The organism is Planctomonas psychrotolerans (assembly GCF_008642235.1).
Taxonomy (GTDB): Bacteria; Actinomycetota; Actinomycetes; order Actinomycetales; family Microbacteriaceae; genus Planctomonas; species Planctomonas psychrotolerans.
In genome coordinates this window covers 1,247,461-1,260,150 of record NZ_SJEV01000001.1, presented here as the reverse complement: position 1 = coordinate 1,260,150, position 12,690 = coordinate 1,247,461, and the positions used below count along the sequence as shown (strand labels likewise).

The window sequence follows — 12,690 nt, the reverse complement described above, 5'->3', positions numbered from 1 at the left end:
CCGGGGAGGGGTTACGCGGAGAGTTCGGTGCGGCCCTTGCGACGGCGAGCACCGAGGATGGCGCGGCCCGCGCGGGTGCGCATGCGCAGACGGAATCCGTGCACCTTGGCCCGGCGGCGGTTGTTCGGCTGGAACGTTCTCTTGCTCATGGGGAATCTCCACAGGTGTGATCCACAGGCCGAAGAAAGGTGGCCGGGGAAAAATGGGGCAGCCCGAAAGGGCTGGGGTCAACTGATTAAAACTACGTGTTGCCCGCGCCGGGGTCAAACCGGGCGCACCGGGACCGTTGATTATCCACAAGATTCGGGACCGTCGCGGTATTGACATGCCGGTACACCTAGAGTGAATTTGGTCTCCCCCCTCGGGCCTCACTAGCGTGAGGGCGAATCGGAGAACGCCGCCGCGGGGTACCGAGACTCGGCTTGAGGATTTCCTCACACAGGTGGATAACTATGTGAGTAACTTCCGCGACGACGGCAGTTCGCTCGGGAACACGCACCGGAACCGCACGTCGGTTCCCGATCAGGGCAAGGACACCAATGGCACAGGGCGCGGATCCGACGGTGGAGATCTGGCGGTCCATTCTGGGCTCGCTCACCGCGGACAACCGGATCACGCCCCAGCTGCACGGATTCATCAGCCTGGTCGAACCCAAGGGCATCATGACCGGCACCATCTATCTCGAGGTGCCGAACGAACTCACCCGGGGCATGCTCGAGCAACGCATCCGGGTGCCCCTGCTGAACGCCATCGGTTCCGTCGACGACAGCTTCGGCGTCACGAACTTCGCGATCGTGGTGAACCCCGAGATCGGCCGCGACGCGTTCGAGCGTCAACCGGATCAGGCCGATGCGCCGTACATCGAGACGCCCAAGGTCCCCACCGTCACCGACATGGCGCCCGCCCACAGTCGGTCGGACTCACGACTGAACCCCAAGTACAGCTTCGACAACTTCGTGATCGGCGGGTCGAACCGGTTCGCCCATGCCGCGGCCGTGGCGGTGGCCGAGGCGCCGGCGAAGGCGTACAACCCGCTGTTCATCTACGGCGAGTCCGGACTCGGCAAGACCCATCTGCTCCACGCCATCGGCCACTACGCGATGAGCCTGTACCCCGGCATCCGGGTGCGCTACGTGAGCAGCGAGGAATTCACCAACGACTTCATCAACTCGATCGCGAACAACCGTTCGTCGCTCTTCCAGTCGCGCTATCGCGACATCGACATCCTGCTCATCGACGACATCCAGTTCCTCCAGGGCAAGGACTCCACGCAAGAGGCCTTCTTCCACACCTTCAACACCCTGCACGATCACAACAAGCAGGTCGTGATCACGAGCGACCTGCCGCCGAAGCATCTCACCGGCTTCGAGGACCGCATGCGCTCCCGCTTCGAGTGGGGCCTCATCACCGACGTGCAGGCGCCCGATCTCGAGACCCGCATCGCCATCCTCCGCAAGAAGGCGCAGAGCGAGCAGCTGCAGGTGCCCGACGACATCCTGGAATTCATGGCGACGAAGGTCACCTCGAACATCCGCGAGCTCGAGGGCACCCTGATCCGGGTGACCGCCTTCGCCAGTCTGAATCGCACTGCCGTGGATCTCACGCTGGTCCAGACGGTGCTGAAGGACCTGATCACGCTCGATGACGACAACGTGATCGCGCCGGTCGACATCATCAATCACACCGCGAGCTACTTCAAGCTGTCGGTCGACGACCTCTACGGTTCGTCGCGGTCGCAGGCGATCGCCACGGCGCGGCAGATCGCGATGTACCTCTGCCGAGAACTGACGAACCTCTCCCTGCCGAAGATCGGCCAACTGTTCGGCAACCGCGACCACACCACGGTGATGTACGCCAACAAGAAGATCACCGAACTCATGAAAGAGCGTCGTTCGATCTACAACCAGGTCACCGAGCTCACCAGCCGGATCAAGCAAAACCACCGCTACGGCAAGATCTGACGCCGTCCGCCTCGGAACGACGAGGCACCGCTGCTTCGACCGACCCCCCGTCTGCTCTGGATCGAGCGTCCCCGCCCTGCGCCAGACGGCTCCTCACCCCTCTGAGCCCCCACCTCGTCGACAGGCGCGGTACGACGACCCGAAGCGCGCGATCCACGCCCCTCTCTGCCTCCCCGATGGACTCGGGAGTGCCCGATTCGGCGCCTCATCACCGGTATCAGGGGTCGATTTGGCCGAATTACACATGTGTGTACAAGCTGTGGATAACTGTGGACAGAGGTCGTTCCGCTTGTGGAGTTCTCGCGTTCCGGTGTGGAACCCGAGTCATTCGCCTCCCTCGGCCCGGACCGCACTTCCACACGGTTCGCACAGGGACGACACAACTTGCAGCCGTGTAGTTCCCTACTCCGGCCGGGCATCCGCGAAGTTGTCCACAGTTTCCACAGTCGTTAATGCCTTTGTTCATTAAGGGTTATTCAAGAAAACCCGATAACCCTCCTGCGCTCCGTCGTCGCCGTCGAGGTCGAGCGACGACCGCTCCCAAGGCGTCTCGGCCGGGGTGTACGGTAACTGTTTGCGGCTCCGGTCCCGGATGGTCGCACCCCGGTAGAGTTGACCACCACTCTCCCCGTCCAGATCGGAGTGCCTACGTGAAGTTCTCGGCGAACCGCGACGTGTTCAGTGAGGCCGTGTCGTTCGCCGTGAAGCTCCTTCCGCAGCGCACCACGCTTCCCATCCTGAGCGGCGTGCTCATCGAGGCGACGGAATCGGGTCTGACGCTGTCGTCGTTCGACTACGAGGTCTCGGCACGAACCGAGATCGACGCCGACGTCGAGGAGCAGGGGCGAGTCCTCGTCTCCGGTCGGCTCCTCGCCGACATCGCCAGCCGCCTGCCGAACGCCCCGGTGCAGTTCTCGACGGATGCTGCGCGCATCTCCGTGTCCTGCGGTGCCGCCAAGTTCACGTTGCTGAGTATGCCGGTGGAGGAATATCCCAGCCTCCCGGAGATCTCCGCGGAGTCCGGTCTGCTGCCGGCCGACTCGTTCGCCACCGCCGTGTCCCAGGTGGCCGTCGCCGCCTCCCGGGATGACGTCACGCCGGTGATCACCGGCGTCCAGCTCGAGATCGGCGACACCAGCCTGGGCCTCGTCGCCACCGACCGCTATCGCGTGGCCGTCCGCGAGATCGACTGGGACCGCGGGGACAATGCATCGGGGGAGACCTCCACCGCCCTGGTGCCCGCCCGCACACTGCAGGAGATCGGCAAGACCTTCGGGCACAGCGGGACGATCTCCGTCGCCATCACGGCGACCGACGAGCGCGAACTCATCGCCTTCAGCGCCAACCGCAAGACGGTGACGTCGCTCCTCATCAAGGGCAACTTCCCGCCGGTGAAGCGGCTCTTCCCCGAGACCGTCGACAATTACGCGGTCATCAATACCGCCGACCTCATCGAGGCCACCCGCCGCGTGTCTCTGGTACTCGAGCGCGAGGCCGCGTTGCGCTTCACATTCACGATCGACGGACTCACCCTCGAGGCCATCGGATCCGAGCAGGCGCAGGCGTCGGAGAACATCGACGCTCTGCTCACCGGTAACGACACCGTCGTGTCCCTCAAGCCGCAGTTCCTTCTCGACGGTCTCGGCGCGGTGCACTCCGAGTTCGTCCGTCTGTCGTTCACCAAGACCGACAACCCCAACAAGCCCGGCCCGGTTCTCATCACCAGCCAGTCGTCCAAGGATCAGGCCGGCGCCGACAACTACCGGTACCTGCTGCAGCCCAACCTGCTGCTGCGCTAGCTCTTCCCCGCGCGTTCCCGACCCCACGGAGTTCTCATGCATATCGGTCTCGTCGGCCTCGGAAAGATGGGCAACAACATGCGCGCGCGCCTCGAGCGAGCGGGCATCGAGGTCACCGGGTACGACACCCGGCCCGACGTCTCGGATGTGCCCACGTTGGAGGCACTCGCCGAGGCGCTCCCCGCGCCCCGCCTGGTGTGGGTGATGGTGCCGGCGGGGAAGATCACCGACGCCGTCATCACCGACCTGGCCGGGATCCTGGACGAGGGCGACCTCGTCATCGATGGTGGCAACTCGCGCTTCACCGACGACTTCGTGCACATGCAGCAGCTGCGCGAGCTCGGTATCCACTACCTCGACGTCGGTGTGTCCGGAGGCGTGTGGGGACTCGACAACGGCTACGGCCTGATGGCGGGCGGAGCGGCCGACCAGGTCGAGCGCGCCATGCCGGTGTTCGATGCCCTGCGCCCCGAGGGTCCGCGGGACGAGAGCTTCGTGCACGCCGGCGAGACCGGCGCGGGGCACTACGCGAAAATGGTGCACAACGGCATCGAGTACGCGCTCATGCAGGCGTTCGCCGAGGGGTACGAACTGCTCGAGGCGCGCGACGACGTGATCAAGGATGTGACCGGCACCTTCAAGGCCTGGCAGCGCGGAACGGTCGTGCGGTCCTGGTTGCTCGAACTGCTCGTCAAGGCGCTCGAGGAGAACCCGGAGTTCGAGAGCATCGAGGGGTACGTCGACGACTCGGGTGAGGGTCGGTGGACCATCGAGGAAGCACTCGACCAGGCGGTGCCCGTGCCCACCATCAGCGCGTCGATCTTCGCCCGCTTCGTGTCGCGCCAGGAGGAGTCCCCCGCCATGAAGGCGGTGGCCGCGCTCCGCAACCAGTTCGGCGGGCACGCGGTCAAGAAGTCCTAACGACGGGAGTCGCCATGCTCGTGCGACTGTTGTCGCTCACGGACTTCCGCAACTACCGGCAGGCCGATGTCCTGCTGGAACCCGGTGCCAACCTGTTCGTCGGCAGCAACGGTCAGGGCAAGACGAATCTGGTCGAGGCGCTCGGCTATCTGAGCACTCTGGGTTCGCACCGGGTGTCGACGGATGCGGCACTCATCCGGATGGATGCCCCGTCGGCGATCATCCGGGCGCGCCTGGAGCACGAGGATCGCCAGTTGCTCGTCGAGGTCGAGCTCAACCGCGGGGCGGCGAACCGAGCGCAGGTGAACCGATCCGCGGTGCGCACGCGGGAGCTCCCGCGCTATTTCTCGAGCGTGCTCTTCGCCCCGGAGGATCTGGCGCTCGTGCGCGGCGACCCGGGCGGTCGGCGTCGGTTCCTCGATCAGCTCCTGGTGCTGCGCACCCCCCGGCTCGCCGGTGTGCTCGCGGACTACGACCGGGTGCTGCGGCAGCGCAACTCGTTGCTCAAGTCGGCTCGGGCACGGGGCCTCAAGGCCGACCAACTCGGCACGCTGGACATCTGGGACGAACGACTGGTCTCCCTCGGTGCGGAGATCATCGTCGCCCGTGCGCGCCTGGTGGGGGAATTGACGCCCGAGGTGCAGCGCGGATACGAGGCCGTCGCCGGTGCGGATCACGGTCCGAGCCTCCGCCCGGCGCTCAGCATCCTGGGTGCCGACCCGGATGAGGAGCAGGACTCCGCACCCACCCCGGGAGAGGCGTTGCCCGATGCGACCGATGGCGCCGATGTCGCCCGGGCGTTCACCGTCGCACTGGAACGGTTGCGACGCCGGGAGCTGGACCGCGGCGTCACCCTCGCCGGACCGCACCGTGACGACGTGGTGTTCACGCTGAACGGTCTGCCGGCGAAGGGCTACGCGAGTCACGGTGAGTCGTGGTCGTTCGCGCTGGCTCTGAAGCTCGCATCGGCGGAGCTGCTTCGACGGGAATCGACGACGGGCGATCCCGTGCTGATGCTCGACGACGTGTTCGCCGAGCTCGACGAGGCGCGCCGGGCCCGCCTGGCCAACGCGGTGGGCGGGTACGGTCAGGTGCTGATCACCGCTGCCGTCTACGGCGACGTACCCGAGGCGCTCCGGGCCCACACGGTGCACATCGAGGCAGGCCGGATCGTCGGGAGCGAGCCGGATGCGTGACGTGGACGGGCGGAGCCCGTCGACAGGTTCAGGTATCGGGGGTTCGGGGGCCGAGCGCTCGGGGAGCCGGAACTCGGGGAGCCGGCACTCGGGGGCCGGGGGCTCACCGACCGGGGATTCACCGACCGAGGGCTCGCAGACCGAAAGATCGGCGGCCGAGAGCGAGTCCGTGGCCGTGTACCAGCGGTTCCGCAGGGTCTTCGGCAATCCGGCGGTGCGCGGTGCGACCGCGCGGAAGCGCAACGAGAAGTCGACGACCGGCAGTGCTCCGTTCTCCCCGGGACGCGACCCCGACCGGCTCGGCTCCATCGTCGAGGGACTCACCGCGCGCATGGGCTGGAATTCCCCGCTGGCCCGCTCCGACCTCATGCTCGCCTGGGCGGAGATCGCCGGTGCGGACACGGCGGCGCACTCCACACCGGTGGGGATCGAGGACGGCACGCTCACGGTGGAGTGCGAGTCCACGGCCTGGGCCACGCAATTGCGCCTCATGCGGGTGGAGATCACCACGCGCATCGCCGAACGGTATCCGGATGCCGGAGTGCAGTCGATCCGCTTCTCCGGCCCGGACGCCCCCTCGTGGAAGCGCGGGCCGCGATCGATCCCGGGTCGAGGACCCCGCGACACCTACGGCTGACCCGAACTCGGCCATTTCCCCTTCGCCGAATCCCCGCAGAACCGCGATTCCGGCCGGACCGCGGGGTGGCGTTTGGTAGACTTAAGGGTCGCCTAACCGGCCGAATCCCCGCCTCGATCGCCTCCGCGATCTACAGGTCCTTACAGCTTTGGCGACCCGAACGAACCGGCAGGAGCCCTTCCTTCATGACGTCAGAGTCTTCCACCCCCGAGCCCATCGAACCCCCTCGGCAGTCCGACATCGAGGATGACGCAGAGGTCATCGATCCCGAACACCGCAACAAGCGCACCAAGGTCGCCAACGAGTACGGAGCCGGCGACATCCAGGTGCTGGAAGGCCTCGAGGCCGTCCGCAAGCGGCCGGGTATGTACATCGGCTCCACCGGTCCCCGGGGACTGCACCACCTGGTGTCGGAGATCGTCGACAACTCCGTCGATGAGGCGCTCGCCGGTCACGCCGACACCATCACCGTGGTGATGCGCAAGGACGGCGGGATCCGGGTCATCGACAACGGTCGCGGCATCCCGGTGGACATCCACCCCGTCGAGGGCCGGTCCACCGTCGAGGTCGTGCTCACCGTGCTGCACGCCGGCGGAAAGTTCGGCGGCGGCGGATACGCGGTGTCGGGCGGCCTGCACGGGGTCGGCAGCTCCGTGGTGAACGCGCTCTCGTCCTCCCTCGACGTGGAGGTGCGCCGTCAGGGCAGCGTGTGGCGCCAGAGCTTCACCAACGGCGTGCCCGATGCACCGCTCGAACAGGGCGAGGGCTCCGAGGAGACCGGCACCACCATCACGTTCTGGCCGAGCAAGGACGTCTTCGAGACCGTCGAGTTCGACTACGAGACCCTGCGAGTGCGGTTCCAGCAGATGGCGTTCCTCAACAAAGGCCTGCGGATCACCCTCATCGATGAGCGCGAGCTCGACGGCGAGGAGCAGCGCGAGGAGTCGTTCCTCTACGAGCAGGGACTCATCGACTACGTCGAATACCTCAACCGGCAGAAGAAGTCGGAACTCGTGCACCCCGACATCATCGCGTTCGAGTCGGAGGACGAGGAGCGCCGCATCTCGCTCGAGGTCGCGATGCAGTGGACGAGTGCGTACACCGAAAGCGTGCACACCTACGCCAACACGATCAACACCCACGAGGGTGGCACCCACGAGGAGGGCTTCCGCGCCGCGTTGACCACGCTGGTCAACCGGTACGCCCGCGACAAGGGCATCCTCAAGGAGAAGGACGAGAACCTCACCGGCGAGGATGTGCGCGAGGGTCTCACCGCGGTCATCTCGGTCAAGCTCGGCGAACCGCAGTTCGAGGGCCAGACGAAGACCAAGCTCGGCAACACCGAGGCGAAGGCCTACGTGCAGCGCGTCACCGGCAACCACCTCGCCGACTGGTTCGACCGCAACCCCAGCCAGGCCCGTGACGTGGTGCGGAAGGGCATCCAGGCGTCCCTCGCCCGGCTCGCCGCCCGCAAGGCCCGCGCCGACACGCGCCGCAAGGGCCTGCTCGAGTCGGGCGGCATGCCCGGCAAGCTCAAGGACTGCCAGAGCAAGGATCCCGCCCGCTCCGAGATCTTCATGGTGGAGGGCGACTCGGCCGGCGGATCCGCCGTGCAGGGCCGCGATCCTGAGACGCAGGCCATCCTGCCGCTGCGCGGCAAGATCCTCAACGTGGAGAAGGCGCGGCTCGACCGCGCGCTCGGCAACAACGAGGTGCAGTCGATGATCACCGCGTTCGGTGCCGGCATCGGGGAGGACTTCGACCCCGAGAAGGCCAGATACCACAAGATCGTGCTGATGGCCGACGCCGACGTGGACGGCCAGCACATCACGACGCTGCTGCTCACGCTGCTGTTCCGCTACATGCGGCCCCTGATCGACCTGGGCTACGTCTACCTCGCCCAGCCGCCGCTCTACCGGATCAAGTGGTCGAATGCGGACCACCAGTACGTCTACACCGACCGCGAGCGAGACGTGAAGCTCGAGGACGGTCTCCGCGCGGGCAAGCGCGTGCCGAAGGACAACGGCATCCAGCGCTACAAGGGTCTCGGCGAGATGGACTACAAGGAGTTGTGGGAGACCACGATGAATCCGGAGACGCGCACGCTCCTGCAGGTGACGCTCGACGACGCCGCCGCCGCGGACGAGATCTTCACGACGCTCATGGGGGAGGACGTCGAGTCCCGCCGCAGCTTCATCCAGCGGAACGCCAAAGACGTGCGCTTCCTCGATATCTGATCCGAGCGGCGGGTGCCGACCGGAATCGTGACCGGCGAGCACCGCCCCCGGACACTCCGGCCCGCGCCCACCCGGCCGGCCCATCCGCACCGCAACGCGAGAAAAGAATCCGACGCACATGGCAGATGACAACACCCCCCAGGTCGAAGACAACGCCCGGGACCGCATCGAGCAGGTAGACCTCCAGCTGGAGATGCAGCGCTCCTACCTCGACTACGCGATGAGCGTCATCGTGGGCCGGGCGCTCCCCGAGGTCCGTGACGGCCTGAAGCCGGTGCACCGCCGGGTGATCTACGCCATGTACGACGGCGGATACCGGCCCGACCGCTCGTTCTCGAAGTCCGCCCGCGTGGTGGGCGAGGTGATGGGGCAGTTCCACCCGCACGGCGACGCATCGATCTACGACGCGCTCGTACGCCTCGTGCAGCCGTGGAGCCTGCGATACCCGCTGGCTCTCGGACAGGGCAACTTCGGATCCGCGGGCAACGACGGGGCCGCCGCTCCCCGGTACACCGAGACCAAGATGGCGCCCCTCGCCCTCGAGATGGTCCGGGACATCACCGAGGAGACCGTCGACTTCCAGGACAACTACGACGGGCGCACGCTCGAACCCGTCGTGCTGCCGAGCCGTTTCCCGAACCTGCTCGTCAACGGATCGGTCGGCATCGCGGTCGGCATGGCCACGAACATCCCCCCGCACAACCTCCGCGAGGTCGCGGCCGGCGCCATGTGGGTGCTCGAGAACCCCGACGCGAGCCACGAGGAGACGGTGGCGGCGCTGGTGCAGCGCATCAAGGGCCCGGACTTCCCCACCGGTGCGCAGATCCTCGGCGTTCGCGGCATCCAGGATGCCTACCGCACTGGTCGCGGGTCGATCACGATGCGCGCGGTCGTGAACGTCGAGGAGATCCAGAACCGCACCTGCCTCGTCGTCACCGAGCTGCCGTACCAGGTCAACCCCGACAACCTCGCGATCAAGATCGCGGAACTGGTGAAGGACGGCCGCCTGAGCGGCATCGCCGACATCCGGGACGAGACGTCCGGGCGCACCGGACAGCGCCTCGTGATCGTGCTGAAGCGCGACGCGGTGGCGAAGGTCGTGCTCAACAACCTGTACAAGCACACGCAGCTGCAGGAGAACTTCGGCGCCAACATGCTCGCGATCGTCGACGGCATCCCGCGCACGCTGGCCCTCGACGGCTTCATCACCGCGTGGGTCGACCACCAGGTCGACGTGATCGTGCGGCGCACCGTCTACCGCCTGCGCGAGGCGGAGGCCCGCGCCCACATCCTGCGCGGATACCTCAAGGCGCTCGACGCGCTCGACGAGGTCATCGCGCTGATCCGCGCCTCGGCGACCGTGGAGGTGGCGCGATCCGGGCTGATCGACCTGCTCGACATTGACGAGCTGCAGGCCAACGCCATCCTCGACATGCAGCTCCGCCGGCTCGCCGCGTTGGAGCGCCAGAAGATCGTGGAGCAGGCCGAGACGCTCGAACGCGAGATCGCGGAGTACCAGCGGATCCTCGCCACCCCCAGCCTCCAGCGTCAGATCATCGGCGAGGAGCTCACCGAGATCGTCGACAAGTACGGCGACGACCGTCGCACCGAGATCATGTTCGGCTACGACGGCGACATGAGCATGGAAGACCTGATCCCCGAGGAGGAGATGGTCGTCACCATCACCCGCGGCGGATACGTCAAGCGCACGCGAAGCGACAACTATCGCAGCCAGCATCGCGGCGGCAAGGGCGTGAAGGGCGCGCAGCTGCGGGCGGACGACGTGGTCGAGCACTTCTTCGTGACGACCACCCACCACTGGTTGCTGTTCCTCACGACCAAGGGGCGGGTGTACCGCGCCAAGGCGTACGAGCTGCAGGAGGCCGGCCGCGACGCGAAGGGTCAGCACGTGGCCAACCTGCTCGCGATGCAGCCCGACGAGGAGATCTCGCAGGTGCTCGACATCCGCGACTACCAGGCCGCGCAATTCCTGGTGCTCGCCACCCGTAACGGACTCGTGAAGAAGACCGCGCTCCCCGAGTACGACACGAACCGCACCGGCGGAATCATCGCCATCAACCTGCGGGACGGGGACGAACTGGTGTCCGCGCGTCTCGTCGACGAGCACGACGACCTGCTCCTCGTGTCCCGCAAGGGAATGTCGCTCCGCTTCACGGCGAGCAATGAGGCATTGCGCCCCATGGGCCGGTCGACCTCCGGGGTGAAGGGGATGACCTTCCGCGGCGACGACACGCTGCTCTCCGCATCGGTGGTCGGTGAGGAGGGGTACGTCTTCATCGTCACCGAGGGCGGCTACGCCAAGCGCACCTCGGCCGACCAGTATCGCGTGCAGAATCGCGGCGGAATGGGCATCAAGGTGGCCAAGCTCGCCGAGGCGCGCGGGGATCTCGCCGGAGCCCTCATCGTGTCGGAGGAGGACGAGGTGCTCGTGGTTCTCGCCAGCGGCAAGGTGGTACGCTCTGCCGTGGCCGAGGTGCCGGCCAAGGGGCGCGACACCATGGGTGTCGTATTCGCACGGTTCGCGAATGAGGATCGGATCATCGCCCTCGCCAAGAATTCCGAGCGCAACCTGGTCGGTCAACTGATCGAACAGGAAGAAGCCGAAGTCGTTCCGCTGGATGACCAGGCCGGGAAGGACGAAACGAATTCATGAGTAGTGTCGCCGACAAGCTGGCGCAGAAGTCCGCGCGAACGCCGTCCGCCAAGCAGGTGCGGCTGAAGCTCGTCTACATCGACTTCTGGTCCGCACTGAAGCTGGCCTTCCTCCTGTCCGTGGTGCTCGGCATCGTGATGGTCGTGGTCACGTTCCTGGTCTGGACCGTGATCGCGTCGACCGGGATCTTCGAACAGGTCAATCAGCTGTTCCAGGACGTCGCCGGAGAGGGGTCGGGCTTCGCGCTCGAGTCCATCGTCGGGCTCCCGCAGGTGATGGGCTTCGCGGTCATCGTGGCGCTGCTGAACGTGGTGGTGGTGACCGTGCTCGGCGCCATCACCGCCATGCTGTACAACCTCAGCGTGCGGCTGACCGGGGGTCTCCTCGTCGGTTTCACCAACCACTGACCCGGGAGCGCGCCATCCGCACCGGAGCGGACGGCGGCGATTCGAGGTTTGGGGCGTGCATACGGTAACGTGATCATGCCCTAACGGGGCTATAGCTCAGGCGGTTAGAGCGCTTCGCTGATAACGAAGAGGTCCCAGGTTCAAGTCCTGGTAGCCCCACGAGGAATTTCCCTCAGTAAGCCCCTCGGGGACGTAGCTCAATTGGCAGAGCATCGCCTTTGCAAGGCGGGGGTTAGGGGTTCGATTCCCCTCGTCTCCACGATGAACGCCCGGACACCCCGTCCGGGCGTTTTCTCGTTCGACGTGAGGACACCCTGTGATTCAGATCCGTGTGGCCGCGTACGGCGTCGTTCTCGACAACGGCCGCATCCTGCTGGCGCACTGGAACCAGAACGGCGCGGAGGGCTGGACGCTGCCCGGTGGCGGGCTGGAGTTCGGCGAGCACCCCGTGGACGCCGCGGTCCGGGAGATCGCCGAGGAGACCGGGTACACCGCCTCGGTGGATCGTCTGCTCGGGATCGACACGATCGCCATCCCCGCCGTCTCGCGCTTCGACGGGTCGGGGGTGCCGATGCAGGCGCTTCGGATCATCTACCGGGCGAGCGTCGTCGGCGGGGCGCTCGCCTCCGAGCGCGACGGCTCGACGGATGAGGCGGCCTGGTTCGATGTGGACGACCTCGCTTCGGTGCACACCGTCGATCTCGTGTCGGTGGGTATCCGGCTCGCCCGGGAGGCGCCCGCCGACGGTCGCTTGTGACCAGAGGGTCTGCGCTCGATCAGGCTCTCCGATGGCCTCCGACAGGGTCAGGCACCGCGGGGAAGTCGGGGAGCCGCACCATGCAGAAAGAGCCGACGCCC

At 66.6% G+C, this 12,690-nt stretch carries 10 protein-coding genes and 2 tRNA genes; 11 read left to right on the top strand and 1 reads right to left on the bottom strand.

The window, feature by feature from the left end; translation table 11 throughout:
* Positions 1–11: 11 nt before the first annotated feature.
* On the bottom strand, positions 12–149 hold the full coding sequence (gene rpmH / locus EY822_RS05595) for a 50S ribosomal protein L34 (protein ID WP_010204566.1): 138 nt from the start codon (positions 147–149) through the stop codon (positions 12–14).
* A 390-nt stretch (positions 150–539) separates the two neighbouring features.
* Here rpmH and dnaA point away from each other — a divergent pair, with 390 nt between their 5' ends.
* The 11 genes from dnaA (at position 540) to EY822_RS05540 (ending at position 12,589) form a co-directional block, all read left to right on the top strand.
* Positions 540–1,961 (top strand): chromosomal replication initiator protein DnaA, encoded by a 1,422-nt coding sequence (gene dnaA, locus EY822_RS05590; protein ID WP_150307364.1) that lies wholly within the window; start codon positions 540–542, stop codon positions 1,959–1,961.
* Between the two features lie 650 nt (positions 1,962–2,611).
* Positions 2,612–3,760, top strand: coding sequence for a DNA polymerase III subunit beta (gene dnaN, locus EY822_RS05585; protein ID WP_150307363.1), 1,149 nt, complete (start codon positions 2,612–2,614; stop codon positions 3,758–3,760).
* 36 nt (positions 3,761–3,796) lie between these two features.
* Positions 3,797–4,681 carry a phosphogluconate dehydrogenase (NAD(+)-dependent, decarboxylating) gene (gnd, locus tag EY822_RS05580; protein ID WP_150307362.1) on the top strand — a complete coding sequence of 295 codons (885 nt, stop codon included), beginning with the start codon at positions 3,797–3,799 and terminating at the stop codon, positions 4,679–4,681.
* Between the two features lie 14 nt (positions 4,682–4,695).
* Positions 4,696–5,877: a DNA replication/repair protein RecF gene (gene recF, locus EY822_RS05575; protein ID WP_150307361.1), complete on the top strand. Its 1,182-nt coding sequence runs from the start codon at positions 4,696–4,698 to the stop codon at positions 5,875–5,877.
* Positions 5,878–6,046: 169 nt separating this feature from the next.
* Positions 6,047–6,514 carry a DUF721 domain-containing protein gene (locus EY822_RS05570; RefSeq protein WP_227497052.1) on the top strand — a complete coding sequence of 156 codons (468 nt, stop codon included), beginning with the start codon at positions 6,047–6,049 and terminating at the stop codon, positions 6,512–6,514.
* Between the two features lie 185 nt (positions 6,515–6,699).
* Positions 6,700–8,751, top strand: coding sequence for a DNA topoisomerase (ATP-hydrolyzing) subunit B (gyrB, locus tag EY822_RS05565; protein ID WP_150307359.1), 2,052 nt, complete (start codon positions 6,700–6,702; stop codon positions 8,749–8,751).
* Positions 8,752–8,869: 118 nt separating this feature from the next.
* Entirely contained in the window at positions 8,870–11,425 is a 2,556-nt protein-coding gene (gene gyrA / locus EY822_RS05560; protein WP_150307358.1) for a DNA gyrase subunit A, read from the top strand.
* The gene (locus EY822_RS05555) at positions 11,422–11,832 is read left to right on the top strand and encodes a DUF3566 domain-containing protein (protein WP_150307357.1); all 411 of its coding nucleotides are present in this window, start codon (positions 11,422–11,424) and stop codon (positions 11,830–11,832) included. The genes gyrA and EY822_RS05555 overlap by 4 nt, the downstream gene beginning before the upstream one ends.
* Positions 11,833–11,917: 85 nt before the next feature.
* Positions 11,918–11,991: transfer RNA gene (locus EY822_RS05550), tRNA-Ile, on the top strand.
* A 27-nt stretch (positions 11,992–12,018) separates the two neighbouring features.
* Positions 12,019–12,091, top strand: a tRNA-Ala gene (locus tag EY822_RS05545).
* 60 nt (positions 12,092–12,151) lie between these two features.
* On the top strand, positions 12,152–12,589 hold the full coding sequence (locus tag EY822_RS05540) for an NUDIX hydrolase (RefSeq protein WP_227497307.1): 438 nt from the start codon (positions 12,152–12,154) through the stop codon (positions 12,587–12,589).
* The last annotated feature ends 101 nt before the right edge of the window (positions 12,590–12,690 follow it).